The organism is Pseudoneobacillus rhizosphaerae (assembly GCF_917563885.1).
Classification (GTDB): Bacteria; Bacillota; Bacilli; order Bacillales; family Cytobacillaceae; genus Pseudoneobacillus; species Pseudoneobacillus rhizosphaerae.
Genome location: NZ_CAKJTG010000021.1, coordinates 25,192 through 47,583, shown reverse-complemented (window position 1 = coordinate 47,583; position 22,392 = coordinate 25,192). Strand labels below are relative to the sequence as shown.

17 protein-coding genes are annotated in these 22,392 nt (G+C 36.9%); 12 read left to right on the top strand and 5 right to left on the bottom strand.

Translation table 11 applies throughout. The annotated features are described in order from the left end of the window. Position 1: 1 nt before the first annotated feature. From LRP83_RS16665 to LRP83_RS16655, 3 genes are read right to left on the bottom strand one after another with little or no spacing between them, the layout of a single operon-like run. The gene (locus tag LRP83_RS16665; RefSeq protein WP_230497824.1) at positions 2-1,018 is read right to left on the bottom strand and encodes an ABC transporter ATP-binding protein; all 1,017 of its coding nucleotides are present in this window, start codon (positions 1,016-1,018) and stop codon (positions 2-4) included. Positions 1,019-1,034: 16 nt separating this feature from the next. Further along, on the bottom strand, positions 1,035-1,955 hold the full coding sequence (gene nikB, locus LRP83_RS16660; protein ID WP_230497823.1) for a nickel ABC transporter permease: 921 nt from the start codon (positions 1,953-1,955) through the stop codon (positions 1,035-1,037). Between the two features lie 23 nt (positions 1,956-1,978). After that, a complete protein-coding gene (locus LRP83_RS16655; RefSeq protein ID WP_230497822.1) occupies positions 1,979-2,881 on the bottom strand; it encodes an ABC transporter permease in 903 nt (300 codons plus the stop codon). Between the two features lie 299 nt (positions 2,882-3,180). On the opposite strand from LRP83_RS16655, the gene LRP83_RS16650 reads away from it, so the two are divergent. The 3 genes from LRP83_RS16650 (at position 3,181) to LRP83_RS16640 (ending at position 7,327) form a co-directional block, all read left to right on the top strand. Then, the gene (locus LRP83_RS16650) at positions 3,181-4,761 is read left to right on the top strand and encodes a glutathione ABC transporter substrate-binding protein (protein ID WP_354002351.1); all 1,581 of its coding nucleotides are present in this window, start codon (positions 3,181-3,183) and stop codon (positions 4,759-4,761) included. Between the two features lie 94 nt (positions 4,762-4,855). Next, entirely contained in the window at positions 4,856-6,094 is a 1,239-nt protein-coding gene (locus tag LRP83_RS16645; protein WP_230497821.1) for an amidohydrolase family protein, read from the top strand. A gap of 12 nt (positions 6,095-6,106) precedes the next feature. Next, positions 6,107-7,327, top strand: coding sequence for an amidohydrolase (locus tag LRP83_RS16640; RefSeq protein WP_230497820.1), 1,221 nt, complete (start codon positions 6,107-6,109; stop codon positions 7,325-7,327). A 34-nt stretch (positions 7,328-7,361) separates the two neighbouring features. Here the strand turns inward: LRP83_RS16640 and LRP83_RS16635 are convergent, their stop codons facing one another. Next, positions 7,362-9,095 carry a PucR family transcriptional regulator gene (locus LRP83_RS16635; RefSeq protein ID WP_230497819.1) on the bottom strand — a complete coding sequence of 578 codons (1,734 nt, stop codon included), beginning with the start codon at positions 9,093-9,095 and terminating at the stop codon, positions 7,362-7,364. Between the two features lie 267 nt (positions 9,096-9,362). Between LRP83_RS16635 and LRP83_RS16630 the strand changes: the two genes are divergently transcribed. From LRP83_RS16630 to LRP83_RS16595, 8 genes are all read left to right on the top strand, one after another. Further along, positions 9,363-10,247, top strand: coding sequence for an oxamate carbamoyltransferase subunit AllH family protein (locus tag LRP83_RS16630; RefSeq protein WP_230497818.1), 885 nt, complete (start codon positions 9,363-9,365; stop codon positions 10,245-10,247). Further along, entirely contained in the window at positions 10,244-11,788 is a 1,545-nt protein-coding gene (gene fdrA, locus LRP83_RS16625; protein ID WP_230497817.1) for an acyl-CoA synthetase FdrA, read from the top strand. Before LRP83_RS16630 ends, fdrA begins: the two co-directional genes overlap by 4 nt. Before the next feature lie 2 nt (positions 11,789-11,790). Further along, on the top strand, positions 11,791-13,218 hold the full coding sequence (locus tag LRP83_RS16620; protein ID WP_230497816.1) for a YlbE family protein: 1,428 nt from the start codon (positions 11,791-11,793) through the stop codon (positions 13,216-13,218). 221 nt (positions 13,219-13,439) lie between these two features. Continuing rightward, a complete protein-coding gene (locus LRP83_RS16615) occupies positions 13,440-14,981 on the top strand; it encodes a xanthine permease (RefSeq protein ID WP_230497815.1) in 1,542 nt (513 codons plus the stop codon). A gap of 19 nt (positions 14,982-15,000) precedes the next feature. Further along, positions 15,001-15,450, top strand: coding sequence for a nucleoside deaminase (locus LRP83_RS16610; protein WP_230497814.1), 450 nt, complete (start codon positions 15,001-15,003; stop codon positions 15,448-15,450). A 107-nt stretch (positions 15,451-15,557) separates the two neighbouring features. Then, a complete protein-coding gene (locus tag LRP83_RS16605) occupies positions 15,558-16,727 on the top strand; it encodes a tetratricopeptide repeat protein (RefSeq protein ID WP_230497813.1) in 1,170 nt (389 codons plus the stop codon). 28 nt (positions 16,728-16,755) lie between these two features. Continuing rightward, the gene (arcC, locus tag LRP83_RS16600; RefSeq protein WP_230497812.1) at positions 16,756-17,706 is read left to right on the top strand and encodes a carbamate kinase; all 951 of its coding nucleotides are present in this window, start codon (positions 16,756-16,758) and stop codon (positions 17,704-17,706) included. 231 nt (positions 17,707-17,937) lie between these two features. Continuing rightward, entirely contained in the window at positions 17,938-19,245 is a 1,308-nt protein-coding gene (locus LRP83_RS16595; RefSeq protein ID WP_230497811.1) for a uracil/xanthine transporter, read from the top strand. A gap of 39 nt (positions 19,246-19,284) precedes the next feature. Here the strand turns inward: LRP83_RS16595 and LRP83_RS16590 are convergent, their stop codons facing one another. Continuing rightward, the gene (locus LRP83_RS16590; RefSeq protein WP_230497810.1) at positions 19,285-20,532 is read right to left on the bottom strand and encodes a M20 family metallo-hydrolase; all 1,248 of its coding nucleotides are present in this window, start codon (positions 20,530-20,532) and stop codon (positions 19,285-19,287) included. A gap of 280 nt (positions 20,533-20,812) precedes the next feature. Here LRP83_RS16590 and LRP83_RS16585 point away from each other — a divergent pair, with 280 nt between their 5' ends. Next, positions 20,813-22,093, top strand: coding sequence for an L-cysteine desulfidase family protein (locus LRP83_RS16585; RefSeq protein WP_230497809.1), 1,281 nt, complete (start codon positions 20,813-20,815; stop codon positions 22,091-22,093). Positions 22,094-22,392 lie beyond the last annotated feature (299 nt).

Here is a 22,392-nt window from a genome sequence, read left to right as displayed (position 1 = left end):
TTTAGACAACCTCCTCTTGTTCGACTTGTCCTGTCCACTGTTCAGTATATTTCCAACAACGTACCTTTGATCCGTCACTTTGTTCTACTAATTCAGGCTGTTGAGCTGTACAAATCGCTTCTTGATACGGACATCTTGAAGCAAATCGGCAACCTGCAGGCATGTTATAGGAGCTTGGTACACTTCCCTCGATGGTTCGTAATTCTTCTTGATCCTCATAAATTTTTGGAAGGGATGCTAATAAACCTTGTGTATACGGATGTTTTGGATTAGCAAATATTTGTTCAGTAGTTGCATGCTCCACAATATTGCCTGCGTACATAACAGCAACCTTATCACAAGTTTCTGCCACAACACCTAAATCATGGGTTATCATAATAACCCCCATTCCAATTTTTGTTTGCAAATCCTTAATAAGTGCTAGAATTTGAGCTTGAATAGTCACATCCAAGGCAGTTGTAGGTTCGTCAGCGATTAAAACCTCTGGTGTACAAGCTAGTGCCATGGCAATCATGACACGCTGACGCATTCCGCCACTTAACTGAAAAGGCTCTTGCTTTGCTCTTTTTTCTGGCGAAGGTATTCCAACAAGCTTCAGCATTTCAACTGACTTAGCCCAAGCTTCTCTTCTCCCCATTTTTTGATGCAATCTTAAAGCTTCTGCTATTTGTTCACCAACTGGGATAACCGGGTTTAAGGATGTCATCGGTTCTTGAAAAATCATCGAAATTTCATTCCCGCGAACCTTGCGCATCTCGTTCTCGGACATGGTAACTAAATCATTTCCTTTAAAAAGGATCGACCCTCCAGCAATTTTTCCAGGAGGAGAAGGAATTAACCGAAGAATGGATAAGGAGGTAATACTTTTTCCGCATCCGGATTCTCCAACAATTCCTAATGTTTCTCCTTTGTGTAGAGTAAAATCTATGCCATCGACGGCTTTACTTACCCCGCGTTTTGTCGTGAAGTATGTTTTTAGTCCTTTTACTTCTAAAATTGGTTTATTTTTTTCGTTCAAAACCTTCACCGCCTTCCTAATTTAATTCAATCCGTTTATTAAAGAATCGATAGAATACATCTACGAACAAATTCACAATTACGAAGATAAGGGAGGCAAATAATACTCCACCTTGAACCATCGGTAGGTCACGCATTCTAATCGCGTCCACAATCATTCTTCCAAGTCCATTTATTGCAAAGATGGATTCAACAAGCACGGTTCCACCAAGTAATGCTCCAAACTGTAATCCGACAACCGTAATGACAGGAATTAATGCATTTCTTAAGGCATGTTTATAGATGATGAGACGTTCTCGAAGTCCCTTAGCACGAGCTGTTCGAATATAATCCTGGCGAATGACATCAAGCATACTTGATCTTGTCATCCTTGCCACTATTGCAGCACCACCTGCTCCTAAGGTAAGGGCTGGAAGAATAACATGAAGTAAGCTGTCCCATCCAGCAACAGGTAAAATTTGAAGCTTTACTGAAAAGAAATACATAAGCATTAACCCAAACCAGAAGCTTGGTAAGGAAATTCCGATTAAGGCAACAAGCATTACTCCAACATCCTGCATAGAGTATGGTTTAACTGCAGAAATGATTCCAGCTCCCATTCCAAGCACAATGGTGATTAGGATACTAAATAAAGCTAGTTCCAAAGTTATTGGTAATCGTACTAAAATTTCATCTAAAACAGGCTGGCTGTTTTTTAACGATACACCGAAATCTCCATTTGCAAGATTCATTAAATAATCAAAGTACTGAACATATAGAGGACGATTTAACCCAAGCTGTTCGCGAATGGCTTCAATGGTATCCTTAGATGCTCCCTCACCTGCAAGTAACACGGCAGGGTCTCCAGGGACAAGCTGCATAATAAAGAAAACTACAAATGTTACCCCAATAATAACCGGTACCGTTTGGACTAAACGGCGGATAATAAACATCAACATTGTTCCAACCTCCTTTTAATCTATTATTTTTTCATACGTGGATCAAACGCATCTCTTAATCCATCTCCAAAAATATTAAAACCAAGTACTAGAATGGAAATAGCCATACCAGGAAATAACGCAATATATGGCGCAGAGAATAAGAAATCTCTCCCATTACTTAACATCGTGCCCCATTCTGGTGATGGTGGTTGTGCTCCAAGACCAAGGAAGGATAAACCTGCTGCTGATAGAATTGCAGTCGCTAATCGAAGTGTCCCTTGAACAATAATTGGTGAAAGAATATTCGGGAAAATATGTTTGAAAATGATAGTGAAATCATTTGCACCAAGTGAACGAATGGCATCAATGTATTCAAGTCGCTTGACTTCAAGCGTTGAACCGCGAACAATACGGGCAAATAATGGAACCGAAAATGCCCCTACAGCAATTGTCACGTTAATTAAGCTTGGTCCAAGTGCACTAATAATCGCTAATGCCAAAAGGATACCAGGAAATGCAAGCATCACGTCCATGATTCTCATAATGATAGAATCGACCCATTTACCGTAATAGCCGGCAACTAAACCAAAAATGATTCCGAAAAATGCACCAAATGCAACGGCTGCAAAGCCTACTCCCATTGAAAGTCTAGACCCATATAGAATTCTACTTAAAATATCTCTCCCTTTATCATCCGTTCCCATCCAGTGCTCGAAAGATGGTGGCATTAATTTGTTTTCTAACTGAATTTCATAGGGATCATATGGAGCTAGAATTGGTGCAAATATAGCAATGAAAATATAAAAGAGTATAATAATCGCTCCAACCATTGCCGCTTTATTCACCATCATAATAGATAGAAAATCTCTAAGCCTGGATTCTTTTGGCTGAATAATAGATTGTGGTACCACAATAGGTTGTTCTGTTTTTACTTCAAGTGACATTTAAATCCCTCCTTAAATTTTTCAATCGGAAAAGTAGGTTGATTCTCTAGCTGTTTTTCTCCTCCCCCTTAAATTCCATTTTTTTATGGATTATGTACAAAGTATCAAAAATAATCCGAAAGTAAATAATTTTCAAATTTCTTGTCAAAATAGTTTAAAAACGTGTAAATATTCTGTAAATATTTCGACGTTGCATCTTCTATAATGCAGATAAGCATTTGTGAAAGGGTGTGAAGAGTACCAAGAAAGCTTTAAGGTCAGAATGATTAAAACAACTTATAATAGGGGGAGAGAAAAAAATGAGGAACAAAGAAAAATCAATTCGTACCGGAATACTATTAATATTGATCAGTTTAATGATGGTGTTCACCGCAGCTTGTTCAACTCAATCAAACAAAGCAAAAGAAACAGATAATCAATCAGAAGGATCAAAGGAAGGTGGAACTTTAACCGTTGTTCGACTTTCTGATGCTACGAAACTAGATCCACATTTTATCACTGATATTCCTTCAGCTAATATTGTTTACCAAAAGGTATATCAAGGATTAGTTGCACCAGATAAGGATATGAATATCCAACCACTTCTAGCAAAAGAGTGGAACGTTATTGACGATACAACTTGGGAATTTAAGCTACAAGAAGGCGTTACTTTTCATGACGGAGCTACTTTTAACGCAGAAGCTGTTAAAGCTACCTTTGATCGTTTACTAGACCCAGCAACAGAATCTCCACAGTATGAGAAGTTCGCGATGATAAATGAAGTGAAAATTATTGATGATTATACCGTTCAATTATCATTAGATTATCCTTACGCACCACTTCTTTCTATATTAGCAAGTAACGAGGGCAGTATTTTAAGTCCAAAGGCGTTAGCTGAGAATCCTGAAGGATTAGCAACACACCCGGTTGGAACAGGACCATTTGTCTTTGAAGCTTGGAAGACAGGTCAAGAAATTTCTTTAACTAGAAATGAAGACTATTGGGGAGAAAAAGCGAAGATTGATCGTGTAGTCTTTAAAGTAGTTCCAGAAGACGCTACACGTTTAGCGATGATTGAAACAGGAGAAGCCCACATTAACGACCAAGTACCTGTAACAGAAATTGAACGAATTGAAGCATCAGATTCGATGGGACTTTATCGTGCAGAAGGACTAGCAGTCGAATATATCGGGTTTAATACAAAGAAAAAGCCACTTAATGATGTAAGAGTTCGTAGAGCAATTAGCCACGCTGTGGAAAGAGAAGCAATCATTAGCGGTGTTTATAATAATGTCGGAACTCTTGCTAACGTCGCTATGAGTCCAAAGGTGTTTGGCCATAGTGAAAATGTGAAGCCATATGATTATGATTTAAATGAAGCAAAGAAATTATTGAAGGAAGCGGGCTATGAAAATGGTCTTGAGCTTTCACTTTTAACAAGTGACCGTAAAGAACGTATCAATATGGCTGAAGTAATTCAATCTCAGTTAAAAGGCATTGGTGTTGATGTAAAAATCCAAGTAATGGAATATGGAGCATACATCGACATGATCGATAAAGCAGAGCATGATTTATTTATCGGTGGTTGGGGTAATGCAACGGGTGATGGAGATTACAATCAATATAATCTGTTCCACACTGCGTCACAAGGACCTCCAGGAAACCACTTTTACTACAGTAAGCCAGAAGTAGACAAGTTGATTGAAGAAGCACGTCAGGAAACAAATGAGGATACTCGAAAACAATTATATGAGCAAGTCATGCAAATCGAATTAGATGATGCGGTTTATATTCCAATTCGTAACTACGAGCATTTAGCTGCTTACAGCAAAAACGTTGAAGGTTTTTGGTTAAATGCAGCTAACTACTTAATGCTTGACGAAGCTGTTATTAATGAATAGCAAATAAAATGTAAAAAAATATATAGCCAAACTGGAAAAGTACTTTTAAACCAAAAGTACTTTTCCTTCATTCAAAATCATTAGGAGGAAACGTATGACTACTCTATGGATTACTAATGTCCGATTAGAAAAAGGCTTTATCTATGAAAATGATCGAATTGTCGGTACCGAGACTGAAATTTACCATTTAAAGGTTGAAGAGGGGAAAATTACGGAAATCAGCGATAAAGCACCGAATCCCAATGAAAATCTGTATGATGCAAAAAAACAGCTTCTACTTCCTTCTTTGAGAGACATGCATATTCATATCGACAAAACCTACTATGGCGGCCCTTGGAAAGCATGTACGCCAATAACAAAAGGAATTTTTACAAGATTAGAAGAGGAAAAAGAACTTCTTCCTAAGCTATTACCTACTGCTCAACAACGTGCTGAAAAAATGATTGAACTGTATTTGAAAAATGGGCATACGCATATTCGTACCCATTGTAATGTAGACCCTGTTATCGGATTGGGGAATCTTGAAGCAACAGTGAATGCTTTGAAAAAATATGAAGATGTTCTTACATATGAAATTGTCGCCTTCCCTCAGCATGGTTTACTAAGAAGTGATTCGGTTCAATTAATTCGTGATGCAATGAAAAACGGGGCTACTTTAGTCGGGGGTGTTGACCCTGCAACCGTTGACCGAAACATCGAAAAGTCGTTAGCTACTATCTTTGAAATTGCAGTTGAAAACAATAAAGGTGTAGACATTCATTTACATGACCCGAACACATTAGGTGCTTTTACATTTGAAAGAATGGCTCATTATACAAAGGAAGCAGGGTTAAAGGGAAAAGCAACAATCAGCCATGGTATCGCATTAGGTGATCTTCAAGGGGGAGCACTGTCTGAAATGGCTGCTATCTTAAAAGACCAAGAGATTGATGTGACGACAACGGTTCCGGTTAATCGTGCAACCATCCCAATCCCTACTTTAGATCAACTAGGTATTACCGTTTCGACTGGACATGATAGTATTACTGATCATTGGTCGCCATTTGGAACAGGGAATACGATTCAAAAGCTAGGTGTTTTGGCAGAAAGATTCCGAATGATTGATGAATACTCCCTTACAAGAGCATTAAAGTATGCAACAGGAGGAATTACACCTTTGAATGAAAACGGTGAACGTGTTTGGCCGAAGGTTGGGGATAATGCAACGATGATGTTAGTCAATGCTTCGTGCTCAGCCGAAGCCATTGCTAGACGTGCTACAGTGGAAGCATTGTTTTTTAAAGGGAAAAAAGTTGAATGTAAACTAAAAGAAACCAATACAGTTCAGGTTTAGGAGGAAAATGAAATGACCACTCCATATTGGTTAACCAATGTTCGATTAGAAACGGGATATGTTCAGGATGAAAGAGGCGTTTATTCTACTGCTACTGCGCTTTTCCATTTGAAAATTCAGGAAGGAAAAATAATCGAGAAGCATGAAGCAAGTTTTATTATTCCTACCGGAGAAAAAATGGTTGATGGCAAAGGATTTCTAGCTATTCCAAGCTTTAAAGAAATGCACAATCATTTAGACAAAACCTATCTTTCTCTTGATTGGAAGGCTTGTACTCCTGTTAAAAACTTGAAGGAGCGTTTACACCTTGAAGCACTAGAGCTTGAAGAGTTAGCAAGTACAGCAAAGCAAAGAGCGAGCGCCATGATTGAATTACTTCTTTCAAAAGGGGCAACTCATATTCGTACACATGTGAATATTGATCCCTATATTGGTTTGAAAAACTTAGAAGGTGTGAAAGCGGCCTTAGAGGATTATTCCGAAAAGCTAACCTATGAAATTGTTGCTTTCCCGCAGCATGGACTTCTGAGGGGAAATGTTATTCCACTTATGAAGGAAGCAATGAGATCAGGTGCTCAGCTTGTGGGTGGGCTAGATCCAGCTGGAATTGATCGAAATATTGAAAAATCACTCTATGAAGTAATGAATCTAGCTACGGAATTTAATGCGGATATCGACATTCATTTGCATGATGGTGGACATGTCGGATTTTATACGATTGATAAGCTTACTGAAATGGTAGAAGAAGCAAAATGGCATAATCGTACTGCCGTCAGCCATGCTTTTAGTTTAGGGGATGTACCTCTAGCACAAGCAGAGGATATGGCAACTAAATTAAGTGAGTTAGGTATGTCAATCATGTCAACAATACCGATTAATCGAGTATTTCCACCTATTGACTTGTTAGACCGAAATGGAGTAAAGGTTTATTTAGGATGCGATGGGTTTTATGATTCGTGGTCCCCGTATGGAACTGGTGATTTATTAGAAAAAGTGACACGATACAGTGAGCTTTTCCGCAAAAGTGATGAGCGGTCACTTTCCCAATCGTTAAAATTTGCAACAGGCGGTCCTCTCGCCTTAACGAAGGATGGCGAAGTTGCTTGGCCAATGGTAGGCGACGAAGCCAGCTTAGTACTTGTTAATGCATCTTGCTCAGCAGAAGCTGTTGCTAGAACACCGAAACGTGAAGCTGTATTGTTTAAAGGGAAAATAGTTTCTGGAGAACTTTAAAGAGTAACAAAGGAAGCTCTATCTGGAGCTTCCTTTAATTATTACTATTATTCTCATTCGAACTAGTCTGTTGAAAATTCTTATTCAAAAGTCTAAATATTTTTAACGCTAATTGAAGTTGCAATAGTTCCTCAGAGTTCTTTAAATCACTGTTTAATATTTCCTTTATTTTATCAATTCGATAAATCAAGGTATTTCGATGTAAAAACATCGCTTTGGCCGTTTCGCTAATATTAAGATTATTACTAAAGAAGTTTTCTAGGGTAACGATATAGCTCGTTCCGTGCAATCGATCATGTTCATATATCGTTCCAAGACTTTTCATAAAAAAGGATTCTAACTCCATATCCTTAATATTTGTATCTAAAAAATGATAAACCGAGTGATCTTCGAAGTGAGAAATGCCACCTCTATCTTCAAACTTTTGCATAAGTCTAATTGATTCATTTGCTTCTGAAAAGCTTTTGTGCAATAAGTGTATAGTATCGTATTGACTACCGATACCGATTAATAAGGTGGATTTTGGAATTTGTTTATTTAAGACCAAATAAATATCATTTGCATATTTTTTAGCTTCATTGATTTTAATTGCAGCTCGGTTTTCGCTTTGTCCAATCAATATAATGATGCGATTGTTTCGGTGAAAACAAGTAATCTCTCCATTTGCTAAACTAGAGTGTTCGTACACCAATTCCACACATTTTCTCGTTTTATTTTCAAGATGAACTTTCTTTGCTATGAAGTCTTCATATTGATTTTGGTCCTGTGACTCAATATTTACGACAATACTATAATACTTATAGGTAGTATTTAGTCCATGCAATTCGCTTAAGCTTAGTAAGGTATCACCCGATGTGATTTTTCCGGTTAATAAATCGTCAAAGAAGTCTTGTCTAATTTTTAGTTTCACTTCTTCGATTTCCCTTGCTTTAATTCTTTCGAGTGCCATATTTGTAGATGCTTGTTCTAAAATAATATAGTCAAATTCGGATAACTCTTTCACTGTCTGCCAAACAATAATGTACCCATAAATATAATTTGCTACCGCAACAGGAAGGATACGGCACTTTATTTCCAATTCTTCTAAATTGTAAATACGCTTAATTGACTTTTTGATATCGCTAATATCGTTCGGGATGGATTCAATAAATGCCTTATTGAAAACGGGTCTGTTTTTTACCAAATCAAGGGAATAAGCTAAAGGGACCTTATTATCAATGTGTTCCGTAAAGTGCAACAGCTTCCAATCCTTATCTACTAATACAATGGGATTCATAATTGTTTCTGATAACAAGGAGGATATTTTTTCAATACCTCCACCTTCAAGAGTTATTCTAAAGAACAAATTATGCATATCCAATGTTTTTCGATTTAATAAATCATACCGGCCAGATGCCTTTTCATTAATAATCGATATGACTTTTGAAAGAGTATATTCAAATGGTAATTCGATAAGTGGAAGGCCAAGTTTATTTGCTTGATCAATCATATTCTGTGGTAGCGTATCAAAGTACCTTTTCATTTTAACGACTAGTCCGGAGCAATTAATCTCCGAAAGTTCTTTGATAATGCGATTTTGCAACTCTTCATTATCTTTAAAGATATAGCCTGTCGACAAAAGTAATTCATTTGGTGATAGCCAGTCAAATGCTTCTGGATTTTCAATGATATTAACAATTGAAATTTCATTATTAATCCCCTGTTCTCCAGCTACAATTTTAAGTCCATCGATTGATTTTATATCAAATAAATCCTTTACTGTAAGCAATTCTCCTCACTCCATTGTCATAATTTAATCACAATTCATTGTACAACATGCACAATTGATATCAACTCTTTTTGGTTTTGATAAACAATGACCTTTTTATGCATCACGTCTAAAATAAGCAATGTAAGGGATAGCGTTTAACATTCAATTTACTGGATTTCTCGTTAATTGTACAACATTAACAAGAAAAATCTACGCACTCTCCCTTTAGGAAGTGACAAATCACAAATAAAAATGTGGAGGTAGATTAGTAACGAGGTGTCTTTAGTGAGATATGCAATTTCAGGTGATAGTGATTTTATCCAGAAAATAAAAGCAAGTGAGTTCAGTGGATATGTTCATAGTATTTTTAACAGAACCGTGAATATTCAGAGCTTAGAAAATGGTGAACTTTACACGGTTGCATGTCAAGAAATAGATAATGGTCCCAATACTCTTGTTATACAGGTAGAACGATTTAATACTATTAATCTTTCAGTCAATGACCAAGTCTATACTGAAAATAATTTTCTGCACATTGCAAATAAGTTGACCATAGCTGTTGATAAAGCTGCATTGTGGGAGAGTATTTTGCCGGAATACCCGCAAAAGGTTGAAATCTTAAATAGAAATTCAACTAAAATGAGGGATTATATTGACCATTATGGTATAGGTGGGGGAATGAAGAAATCAAACCATCCGACTACTCCTTTTGAGATTGAATTATCAAGATTGCTAGAAGAAAGAACTGGTTTACTACTAACGGAGTTGTTCAACAACCGACACTCAGAGGCAATAGAAAAAGCAAGCAAATTAATAGGTCTCGGTCCAGGGTTAACGCCCTCGGGTGATGATTTTTTAGTAGGATTGTTTACTATATTAAACCTTCCGAAAAGCCCAACTCATCCTTTAAAGGATTTTTGCTTAGAAGTAGTAAAACTAGCAAAACCATTAACAAATGAAATTAGTTATATGGCCATGCAAAAAGCATCAATTGGTAAAGTCAGAGAGTCTATTATTTCCTTAATTCATTCTATTCTTTATGGAACAGAAGAAGACTTGATTCTCTCTTTAAATAAAGTATTAAAAATCGGCTCCTCTTCCGGAACAGATATCGCATTAGGAATCCTTGCGGGATTGGAAGCTAATAAAATAGCTGGAGGTAAAGTATGACTGTACAAGTTGTAATCAAACCAAACACATATTTTGATTCAGTATCCTTAATGTCCTTATCAACAAAAGCAAACCAAGTTGAAGGCGTTGAACAAGCGATTATTGCTATGGGTACAGAAATGAATAAAGGGGTAATCAGAAATGTTGGCTTAATGACCCCTGAAGTTGAGGAAGCAAAGAACAGTGATCTGATGATTGTAGTGAAGGCTGCAACAGATGAGTTATGTGAAAACGCTTTCGTAAGTATTAATGAATTATTAACGAAGAAGAATACAAACACTGGAAAAAGTGAAGTGAAATATTCAACCATTTCTTCAGCTGCACAAAGTATTCCAGAAGCAAATCTTGCTGTTATTTCCGTAAACGGAGCTTATGCAGCTAGAGAAGCAAAAAAGGCGCTTGAAAATGACCTTCATGTCATGCTGTTTAGTGACAATGTAAGCATTGAAGAGGAAATCGAATTAAAGAAATTTGCACATGAAAAAGGCTTATTAATGATGGGTCCTGACTGTGGTACAGCCATTCTTGGTAACATAGGATTAGCATTTGCTAATGCGGTAAGAAAAGGTGAAATTGGTATCGTTGGAGCTTCAGGAACAGGAAGTCAGGAAATTAGCGTTCGAATTCATGATTTCGGCGGTGGAATTACTCAGCTTATCGGAACTGGTGGTAGAGATTTAAGTGAAGAAGTTGGCGGAATCATGATGCTAGACGGCATTAAGGCGCTAGACGAAGACGAAGCTACAAAAGTTATTGTTCTAGTTTCTAAACCACCTGCACCAAGTGTAGAAGAAAAAATTCTTGCCCAAATTAGCCAATGTAAAAAACCAGTTGTTGTTTGGTTTATTGGTGGGGATGAAGAAAAGATTACTAAAGCTGGCGGACATTTTGCAAAAATGTCTAAAGAAGCTGCACTAAAGGCTGTTCTTTTAGCTGGGGCAGATGAAAGCAAAATTAACAAACGTGCACTAAATATCCCTCTAATTGAAGAGGTTAGAGCAAAATTAAAACCAGAACAAAAGTACATTCGTGGATTATTCTGTGGCGGTACGCTTTGTGATGAAGCTATGTATGCAGCGATGGAAAAGTTCGATAATGTCTATAGCAACATCCAGAAAAACGCTGACTACCTTTTAGAAGATAATAATGTAAGCAAGGAACATACGTTTATCGATTTTGGTGATGATGAATTTACAAAAGGTAAACCACATCCAATGATTGATCCATCTACACGTATCGAAAGATTTAAACAAGAAGCGAAGGATCCATCTGTTGGTGTCATTGTGATGGACTTTGTATTAGGCTTTGGTTCACACGAAGATCCAGTTGGTGTCATGCTTCCTGCTATTATCGAAGCAAAGCAATTAGCTGAACAAGAAGGAAGACATTTAGAAATCTTAGGCTATGTCCTTGGAACTGACTTAGATTATCAAAACTTCGACGAACAAGTGGAAAAATTAATTGCTGCAGGTGTGACACATGCAAGTAGCAGTCAGAATGCAGGATTATTAGCAAGAGAATTCGTCGTGAAAGGAGAATAGTCATGAGTAAAATTAATGAACTTTTCAAAAGTAAAATTCATGCCATTAATGTAGGAATCGAATTTTTTAAAGATGATATCGTAAAGCAAAATGCTAGTGCCACTCATTTAGATTGGACACCACCAGGTGGAGGAAAGCCTGAGCTTATTGCAGCACTTGATAAGCTTGAAAATCCGAGCGTGCTTGAAAAAATTGAAGAGGCAAACAAACTTGCAGTAGAAAGAATCGTTAACTCACAACCAGTTCTTATCGGCTTTGACCAAGCAATTAATTGTGTTCCTGGTATGACGAAGACGACGATTCTTCACGCTGGACCACCAATCACTTTTGATAAAATGAGTGGTCCAATGAAAGGAGCAGTAACAGGGGCTCTAGTTTTTGAAGGATTAGCTAAGGACATTGAAGAAGCATATGAAGTTGCAGCATCAGGTGCTATTACGTTTGCACCATGCCATGAACACAATTGTGTTGGTTCGATGGCAGGGGTAACATCTGCTTCCATGTTTATGCACATCGTTGAGAATAAAACGTATGGAAATATCGCGTATACAAACTTAAGTGAACAAATGGCTAAAATTCTACGTATGGGTGCAAATGATCAAAGTGTTATTGACCGTTTAAATTGGATGCGTGATGTATTAGGGCCAATCTTAAGAGATGCAATGAAACTTAATACAGATGGAATTGATTTACGCTTAATGCTAGCACAAGCTCTTCATATGGGTGATGAGTGTCATAACCGTAACGTTGCGGGGACAACGCTACTAATTCAAGCTTTAACTCCTTATATTTTAGAGACAGATTTTACGACTGAACAAAAGCGTCAAGTATTTGATTTCGTGGCTAGCAGTGATTATTTCTCTGGTCCAACTTGGATGGCTCTATCGAAATGTGCTCTTGATGCCGCTCATGGTATCGAAAACAGCACGATTGTAACAACGATGGCTCGTAACGGTGTTGAATTCGGTATTCGTGTGAGTGGAATGGCTGGAAATACATGGTTTACTGGACCAGCACAAAAAGTAGTAGGACCAATGTTTGCTGGCTATAAACCAGAAGATTCAGGTTTAGATATTGGTGATAGTGCGATTACAGAAACATATGGTATCGGAGGATTTGCGATGGCAACCGCTCCAGCAATTGTTGCACTTGTAGGTGGAACAGTTGATGAAGCAATTGGTTTCTCTACTAAAATGAAGGAAATCACAACGACTGAAAATCCAAATGTTACGATACCATTATTGAATTTTATGGGAATCGCAACAGGGATTGATGTTCGAAAAGTAACGCAAACAGGCATCATGCCAGTTATCAATACAGCGATAGCTCACAAGGAACCAGGCATTGGAATGATTGGTGCGGGTATTACTTATCCACCAGTTGAAGCGTTTGAAAAGGCATTACTTACTTTAAGTGAAAACATTAATTAGATTTTTTCTAAACATGGGGAGACTAGCTAATACTAGGTTTCCCTGTTATCTCCATAAGGTTTTTCAGTTGGCTAAATCATCAAAAGGGAGTGCGGATTAAAATTTGGAGTGAATTCTATTGACTGTATCATTTATACAACTATGGCGATTATTCCATACTTTAATCCTTATTCCATTTTAGCTGTAATAAAAAAATAATGCATTTTTAAGGAGATTATTACATGGGGAATATAAAATTTTGGAAAAAGGGAGACATTGCTGCTTCCTTCGGTTTGTTCGTTAATGTTCTGACAGACTTTTTGGTTATGATCTCATTATTAATTGGTGTAGTTGGTATGCCAAGTGAGTTTGTATTTAAACGAATTGTTCCAGGCTTTGGATTTGCTGTATTGTTATCAGGTATTATTTTTGCTTATTTCGCCTATCAATTAGCGAAGAAAACAGGAAGAACAGATGTAACCGCGCTTCCATCAGGTTCTAGTTCACCTGGTATTTTTCTAATAGTATTTGTGATTATGCTTCCTCTTTATCATCAAACACAGGATGCTGTTTTCACAACAACAGTTGCCGTGATTTGGGGCTTTGTAGAGGCTGCCATTTTATTTCTAGGAGCATTCCTAGGTGAAACGATTAGAAAAATTGTACCAAGAACCGTATTGTTAGCAGCCTTGGCAGGTTTGGCATTTGTATTCTTGGGTATGAACCCAATGCTACAATCATTTGAGATGCCTGTAGTGGCATTTGTTGCATTAATCATTATTTTCATGAACTGGTTAAGTAAACATCCTATTTTAAAGAAAATACCTACAGGTCTATTATTGATTGTAGTTGGAACAGCCATTGCTTGGATAGCTGGATATCAAAATCCTGCTGATGTTACTGAAGCGCTTAAATCATTTGGCTTTAATCCTCCAATGTTGCATTTAAATGGGCTTTTCGACCACTTTAATGCTGCTTTGCCATATTTATTAACTGCAGTACCTTTAGGGTTAGCAAACTACATTTTCAACTTGGAAAACGTAGAAGCTGCTGCTGTTAGCGGGGATGAATACAAAACTCGAGATGTTATGCTTGCAAACGGTTTCTCAACTGCAATAGGCGGCCTTTGTGGTAACCCATTCCCAGTAACTGTATATGTAGGTCATGCTGGTTGGAAAGAAGTTGGTGCAGGATTAGGCTATTCTATAGCTAGCTCTGTTGCAATATTCTTATTATCGATTTTCAGTCTTATGGGTCTGTTGCTAGCTATTGTCCCAATTGCTGCTATTGTTCCGATGCTCGTGTTTATTGCGATTGTCACAGGTCATCAAGTTGTCAAAGAAAGCCCGAAATTTGAAGCTCCGGCAATCTTTGTATGTTTCTTCCCATGGGTTGCTAACTGGGCACTTGTTGCTGTTAATAATGCACTTTCAGCTGCTGGTATGTCTGTGGGCGATGCTGCCGGTCAAGTATCTTCTGTTGCTCTGCACAATGCTGGTCTATTCTACGATGGCTTGGTTGCTCTAGGTAATGGTGCTCCTATTACGAGTGTTCTTTGGGGTTGTATAGCTGTATTTACTATCCGTAACACGCCTATTGGAGGCATTATAGCTGCATTGCTAGCATCCGCTTTAACTTTTATTGGTGCAATTCATACAAGCACTATCGGACTTGCACAAGCAACTGCTATGCCTTTCGTTTTAGGATATTTGCTAATTGCAGCATTTTTAGCGTATAAACTCTATGTGAATAAGAAGGATAATATTGGTCCTGTAACAGAGTAGAAGTAGGAGGGTTTTAAATATGGATTATATGAAATTAGCTGCAGATGCTACGTTTGTAGGAATGGCGAACAAAGTTGGTGGACCATTTGGTGCAACAATTGTTCGAGGTGATGAGATTATCGCTGTAGTAAGCAATACAATGATGAGAGATACTGACATTTCTGCTCATGCTGAAATGGTTGCCATTCGCGAGGCTACTAAAAAACTTGGAACAATGGATTTATCTGATTGCGTAATCTATGCAACTTGTGAACCTTGTCCAATGTGTGTATCTGCCATTATTTGGTCAGGTATTAAAGAAGTTTATTACTGTAATACGAGCGAAGATGCTGATAAATATGGCTTCTCTGATATGCATTTACGTAAGTATTTAACAGGTGAAGATAAAAGTGTTCTCAACATGGTTAAGGTAGAGCAAAGAGAAGATTGTGATCATTTGTTTGAGTTTTTCAATAAATTAAATAAATAGCGCTAGTTTATTATTCATAATTGCTCCGGTACTGTGAACAACAGTATCGGACCTATTTTTATAAAGATTAGTAGGAATGTTCTATAAAGTTCATAAAAGAGAGGTTAATGATGGTGAGAACTGAAACATTAAATCAACAACTTATTGCAGCAAGTGAACAAGGTGATGTTGATGTTGTCCGTCAACTTTTAGTAGATGGGGCGAATGTTGAGTATAAGGATTTAGATGGTCGCACAGCTTTAATGGCTGCCACTCAAAAAAATCAAATTGAAGTTGTAAAAGTGCTTTTAGAAGCTGGTAGTGATGTGAATACGAGAGACATTACCCTTTTAACACCATTTATTTGTTCTGGAGCGAACGGTTTTCACGAAATCTTAAGCCTTATGTTGAACTTTGGAGCAGATTTAAAGAGTGTAAATCGTTTTGGTGGCACAGCTTTACTACCTTCAAGTGAAAAAGGGTATCTAAAAACCGTGCAAAGATGTTTAGATGCTGGAATTCCAGTTAATCATGCTAATGATTTAGGCTGGTCTGCGCTTTTAGAGTCAGTTATTTTAGGAAATGGCGGACGCTTATACTCTGACATTATTGAACTACTTGTTGAAGCTGGAGCGGATGTTCATTTAGCTGATAGAGATGGAAAATCATCCTTACAGCACGCTGAGGAATTAAAGCATGATAAGGTCGTAAAGCTTCTTACAAAAGAATATGTAGAAAGCAACGAATCTATTAAAAATGCAAAAGCTCTTGGAAGAATGGATCATTACGAAGAAGCCATTGAGGTAATAACTAAAGCTCTTGAAACGGATAGTCAAAATTTGGATTTAATCTACTATAAAGGATATTTTTTACAAGAGTTAAAGAAATATGAAGAGGCTCTTGAGCAATATCAAAAGGCGGTAGCACTTAATCCGAACGATCTTGATTTCTATTTCTATACAGCAAATACGTTCAGATCAATGAAAAAACAAGAAGAGGCTCTTGCAGAATATGATAAAGCTGTAGCAAAAGACCCAAATGAAACTTTCTATCTTTACCATAAATCAAACTATTTAAGAGAACTTGGCAAACATGAGGATGCTGTAGACGCAATGAATCAGCTTTTAGCACTACAGCCACATCGTTATGATTTCTCTTTCCATAAGGCCAACAGCCTTCGTTCCTTAGGAAAACACGAAGAAGCAATTGAAGCAATTGAAAATGCGATTGCCAATGATCCAGAGAATCCTCTATATCACACGCATAAGCAAAAATCACTTGAATTGCTAGGAAAGTAACAGACAGAATTAGCTGGAGGAGAAAAAGATGGAAAAATTAGTTATTGTTGCCATCGGAGGCAACTCATTAGTACGAGATAATGGTCGCGACACGATTCAAGATCAATATGAAGCAGTGTGTGAAACAGCAGTAAACATCGCGGATATGGTTGAAGCAGGCTACAATGTTGTTGTTACTCATGGAAATGGTCCGCAAGTAGGCTTTGGACTAAGAAGGTCTGAAATTGCCAACGAAATTGCTGGAATGCCAGAAGTTCCCCTTGTAAATTGTGGTGCAGATACACAAGGTGGGATTGGATATCAAATTCAACAAGCTTTAACTAATGAATTTGCCCAAAGAGGTATTAACAAAAAAGTTGCTACTGTCATTACTCAGGTTGAAGTTAGTAAAGATGATCCTAATTTCAAGAATCCGACGAAACCGGTAGGAGCATTCTATACGTTAGAGCAATCAGAAGAAATGAAAAAGGAACACCCGGATTGGATTTTCATTGAAGATTCTGGCCGTGGCTACAGAAGAGTCGTTCCATCTCCAAAACCAATTGATATTGTTGAAAAGGATGCCATCAAAACATTGATTAACTCTGGTTTTGTTGTTATTGCTGTCGGGGGTGGCGGAATTCCAGTTGTGAAATCTGATAATAACACGTACCAAGGTATTGATGCTGTTATTGATAAAGATTTTGCTACCAGTCTTTTAGCCGATCAAGTTAATGCTGAGACGTTAATTATTACAACAGGGGTTTCACGGGTATGTATTAATTTCGGAAAACCGAATCAATTAGCACTTGAAAAAATATCGGTAGAAGAAACAAAACAATATGTTCTTGAAAACCACTTCCCTCCAGGAAGTATGCTACCTAAAATTGAGGCTAGCTTAAGCTTCTTAGAAAACAATGGTACTCGAGTAATTATTACAAATCCAGAAAGTTTGAAGGATGCAATTAATGAAAATGCGGGTACTCACATAGTTAAATAGATTAATTGTGTGGGTTGCACAACAAAGTATTAGGTTGAAATTTTTTAAGTGATTTATAAACCATTGTGCAGGTTAACTAAAATGAAGAGAAAATAAGGAAGCTCAAAATATGAGCTTCCTTATGTATTTATGATTATGTTTTTAATGGAAATCATTTATTATTAAAATTTGGAATGGTTTTAAGTTAGAAATAACTTGGATTCTTGTAATCGAAAGTGGTGGAACAAAACTATGAACAAGTGGCTTTCATCTATGACGTTTTTTTCTTCTGTTCAGTGGCTGTTTTTTATTTTTGCAAATACGGTTGTCGTTCCAATCTCCATTGCGACAGTATTTGAACTTTCTTCAGATATAAGAGAAATAATGTTAAGTAACTCTCTAATATTTACTGGTCTAGCATGTGTATTTCAAGGGTGGATGGGGCATCGATTTCCTTTTATGGAGGGGCATTCTGGATTGTTATGGGGTGTCATAATAAATTTAGGGTTATCTGCTAGCTCCATGGGATTGAGTCTAACTACGATTGGGGGCGGAATTGTAACAGGAATAATATTAGCATGCCTCGTCACTTTACTTTTAGTATTAATTCCTGGGGTTCCATTTCTAAAGTCAATTTTTTCCCCGATGGTTATGACGGTCTACTTATTTTTATTAACCTTTCAACTAATTTTTATTTTTTTTAAAGGGATGTTTCCTTTAACAGAAAACGGTACTATCAATGTACCTATTAGTTTATTATCTCTAGTAATTGTTATTTTTGTTAGTGTCATGAAGCTAAAAGGCTCCCAAACTATAAGTAACTTTTCTATTTTGATTGGAATAATAGTTGGATGGATATTATTTAATATTTTATTTGTAGATGAGATGGCAAGTGTTTCTCGTAGCTCTGCTTCTTCCTTTACTTTATTTCCTTTAGGTAATCCTAATTTTGAAGTAGGAATCGTTGCTGTAACCTTCTTCGCTGTGATGCTAAATCTAACTAATACGATTGCTTCGATAAGTACAGGTGATGTACTATATAACAGAAATTCTTCTAATAAAAAGTTTCGTAATTCCATTTTTATAACGACTATTTTTTCAATCATTGGCACAGGGTTTGGATTAGTTCCGTTTACTCCGTTTTCATCCTCAATTGGATTTTTACAAAGTACGCGGATTTTTCAGCGGGCGCCATTTTTTATTGGTGGTGGATTATTAACTGTAGTAGGACTAATACCAATGTTGAGTACTTTTTTGGCAACTATGCCAATTACAGTTGGTAACGCAGTATTATTTGTTGCTTATTTGCAACTATTTGGAACTGCCTTTAGTAGTCTTGGTGGAAAGACTTTTAACTCAAACACTATTTTTCGTTTAGCTGTACCAATTTTAGTAGGGATTAGTTTAATGAATATGCCTATTTCTGTTTTTTCAAATTTACCGATTTTTATACAACCTTTTGTTACAAATGGTCTTATAATGGGAGTATTAATTTCGATACTATTTGAGAAATTAATCAATTGGTCATCGTTTGAGCAATTAGAAATGGTAAATAAGTAGAAGCCCCCCTGTCAATGTGGCAGGAGGGCTATTTTTATATTATAGAAATTCTTGAATGGCTATCGCATTTTGCAGAACAGCTTCCTCCAATACATCAATTCCGATTAAAATATCATCCATCTCAGTAAACTCATCAGGATGATGACTTAATCCATCAACTGAAGGAATAAAGATAAGGCCAACAGGACCAAGCCTTGTCATATTCATGGCATCATGACCAGCACCGCTTTGCATAAATTGGTAGCTTAATTGTTTCTCTTCACAAATGTCTTTTAGATGTTCCATTAGATCTGTAGAAAGTAAGACTGGCTCCTCTACACTAATTTCTTTACTCTCTATATTGAGTTTTCTATCATCTTTAATAGAAGAAATCGTCTTATACAAATGTTCAATCACACGTTCCCTTGATGGAATGGAAGTAGATCGGATGTCGACTTTAATCTCTACCTCACCAGGAACCACATTCATTGCACCTGAAAATACATCTAACACTCCTACTGTAGCAACCGTTTCATGAGCTTGTTCTAGTTTTGCCACCTTTTCAAGCTCTAAAGCTATTTCAGAGGCCCCTAAAAGAGCATCACTTCTCATATTCATTGGTGTAGTTCCTGAATGTGAAGCTTTACCAAATATTCTTATAAGGAATCTTGCAGGAGCGGCTATACCTGTCACAATCCCAATTTTTTTCTTATTGTTGACAAGTACTGGACCTTGTTCAATATGTAACTCGAAAAATGCTTTAAATTGCTCATTTATTCTGCTTGACTGCTCGATACTATTAAAATCTAGGGCACAAAGAGAGAAGGCTTTTTCCATTGAGATTCCGTCGCGGTCCGTTAAAAACCGATATTTCTCTTTGTTTATTAATCCTGCCATCGCTTTACTACCAATGGTTGATACGCCAAACCTAGAAGATTCCTCACATGCAAATGATATGATCTCAATGGGATGATCCGTTTCAATCTTTTTGTCATTTAGACGTTTTATTACTTCAAGCGCTGCTGTTACTCCAACGATACCATCATATTTTCCACCTTGATATACCGTGTCTAAATGTGATCCTATGACTACTGGTGGCAGACCTTTTATTTTTCCATCACGTCTAGCAATAATGTTTCCACATGGATCCATTCGGATTTCCATCATTTCCGCCTTACACATTCGCATAAATGCATGGGTACATGCCTGTTCAACACCTGTGTAGGCAACTCGAGTAATCCCTATTTCTCCAGAATTATATTGATTTATATTATTTAATAATCTTTCATATCTTTCCTTCTTATCCATATAAGCATCTCCTATATAAAAATAAGTTCGATAGAGAGTTAAATAATCATTTTACCTTCTATTCTTTGAGTTGTATAGGTTGATATCGGAAAATATAGAAATATTGAAAAAATAAATCAATAAACTACAAGTTAGGAATAATATATCCTATTTATGTATTGGAAACACCCTCCATATTGCCACTTTTCAGTGCAATATATGTAGCATTCTATTATAATTTAAATAACGGTTACACTTTGACAGATATTTCTGGAAAATGTTAAGAAAAGGTGGAAATAAAATGGATCATCAAAAAATAATAAATATTTTAGAGCAAGAATTAGTGATCGCCTTAGGCTGTACGGAACCAGTTGCCATTGCATTAGCTACCGCGACTGCTAAAAAATATATTCATAGCCCTGTAACGGGTATACAAGTTAAGGTAAGCGGAAATATTTTAAAGAATGCCAAAGCTGTTGGTATTCCTGGCATGAAATCGACAGGAATTGATTTTGCTGCAGCAATTGGATTTATCGCAGGAAATCCAGACAAAAAGCTTGAGGTTCTTGAGAATATTACTATAAGTGAAGAAGAATTGGCACTGCAACTGCTTCAAAAAGGATTAATTACGGTATCAATAGCCGATTCACCGAAAAAGCTTTATATTGAAATCATCGCAACTTCTGATCATGAAAGAGTGAAGGTCGTCATTGCTGATAACCATACAAATATTACTTTAATAGAAAGTAATGGTAAGGATGTTTTTAAGGGCGGCTGCGAACATATAGGTATATTATCGGATCCGGACTTATTAACTGGACTAACAATAGCTGAAATATTTGAATTCATTAAAACAGTAAATCTAGAGGAACTCCACCTAGTGAAACAAAGTATAGAATTAAACAAAGCAATTGGTCTAGAAGGCTTGACCAATTCGTATGGTTTAGAGGTAGGTAAAACGATAAAAGAAAATATCGCGAAGGGTTACCTATCTGATGATTTAGCAACTAGTGCGATGTCGCTAGCAGCTGCAGGCTCAGATGCTAGAATGGCAGGAAGTATTCTTCCTGTTATGGCGAATACGGGTAGTGGAAATCAAGGGATAGCCGTGACTCTTCCTGTAGTTGCTGTTGCTGAAAAGTTAAAGGCCGATCAAGAAACGATGATTCGTGCCGTAGCTCTTAGTCATCTGTTAACTATTCATATTAAATCTAAATTTGGTCGTCTTTCTGCACTTTGTGGTGTAACGGCAGCTGGAATGGGAGCTAGTGGCGGCATTGCTTTTCTTCTTGGAGGAGAGCTATTTGAAATCGAAGCTGCGGTTCAAAATACGATTGGAAATGTCACAGGCATGATTTGTGATGGGGCAAAGGCTGGCTGTGCGATGAAGGTTTCAACTTGTTCGAATGTAGCTGTACAATCAGCACTACTAGCAATGAATCAGAAAAAGATACAATCCACAGATGGGTTCATTCATAATAATGTTGAAAAAAGCATAGAAAGCTTTTGTAAGCTAGGAAATCAAGGTACATTGCAAACGGATCAATTAATATTGGAATTAATGCTTGAAGAAAAAGAATAAGGCTCTTTTCGTAAACTTTGTTGCTATTACATCTAAAATAACAACCTAAATCATGGAATAGCACAATAAAACTTAAAATAAGGACGAAAAGATGCCCCGAAGCCTTAATAAATACGGGTTTAAACTTAGTTCGAAAAGCAACAATCTTTGCGAAAACAGCCAAGAATAAAAAGTTTGAAGGGGTGAATTCAAAAAGAATTCACCCCTTTTAGCAGTAACGGGCCAGTATTTTGTCAAAGGACCTCATTTTTTGAATTATTTTGTCAGTTTATGATTCTATCGTTTTTCTATCTATGATA

Bases quoted from the DNA above. Each gene is read 5' to 3' on its own strand.
- nikB (WP_230497823.1), bottom strand. From the start codon at position 1,955: ATGTTGATGTTTATTATCCGCCGTTTAGTCCAAACGGTACCGGTTATT.
- arcC (WP_230497812.1), top strand. From the start codon at position 16,756: ATGGAAAAATTAGTTATTGTTGCCATCGGAGGCAACTCATTAGTACGA.
- LRP83_RS16610 (WP_230497814.1), top strand. From the start codon at position 15,001: ATGGATTATATGAAATTAGCTGCAGATGCTACGTTTGTAGGAATGGCG.
- LRP83_RS16640 (WP_230497820.1), top strand. From the start codon at position 6,107: ATGACCACTCCATATTGGTTAACCAATGTTCGATTAGAAACGGGATAT.
- LRP83_RS16590 (WP_230497810.1), bottom strand. From the start codon at position 20,532: ATGGATAAGAAGGAAAGATATGAAAGATTATTAAATAATATAAATCAA.
- LRP83_RS16615 (WP_230497815.1), top strand. From the start codon at position 13,440: ATGGGGAATATAAAATTTTGGAAAAAGGGAGACATTGCTGCTTCCTTC.
- fdrA (WP_230497817.1), top strand. From the start codon at position 10,244: ATGACTGTACAAGTTGTAATCAAACCAAACACATATTTTGATTCAGTA.
- LRP83_RS16655 (WP_230497822.1), bottom strand. From the start codon at position 2,881: ATGTCACTTGAAGTAAAAACAGAACAACCTATTGTGGTACCACAATCT.
- LRP83_RS16595 (WP_230497811.1), top strand. From the start codon at position 17,938: ATGAACAAGTGGCTTTCATCTATGACGTTTTTTTCTTCTGTTCAGTGG.
- LRP83_RS16620 (WP_230497816.1), top strand. From the start codon at position 11,791: ATGAGTAAAATTAATGAACTTTTCAAAAGTAAAATTCATGCCATTAAT.
- LRP83_RS16650 (WP_354002351.1), top strand. From the start codon at position 3,181: ATGAGGAACAAAGAAAAATCAATTCGTACCGGAATACTATTAATATTG.
- LRP83_RS16605 (WP_230497813.1), top strand. From the start codon at position 15,558: ATGATGGTGAGAACTGAAACATTAAATCAACAACTTATTGCAGCAAGT.
- LRP83_RS16645 (WP_230497821.1), top strand. From the start codon at position 4,856: ATGACTACTCTATGGATTACTAATGTCCGATTAGAAAAAGGCTTTATC.
- LRP83_RS16585 (WP_230497809.1), top strand. From the start codon at position 20,813: ATGGATCATCAAAAAATAATAAATATTTTAGAGCAAGAATTAGTGATC.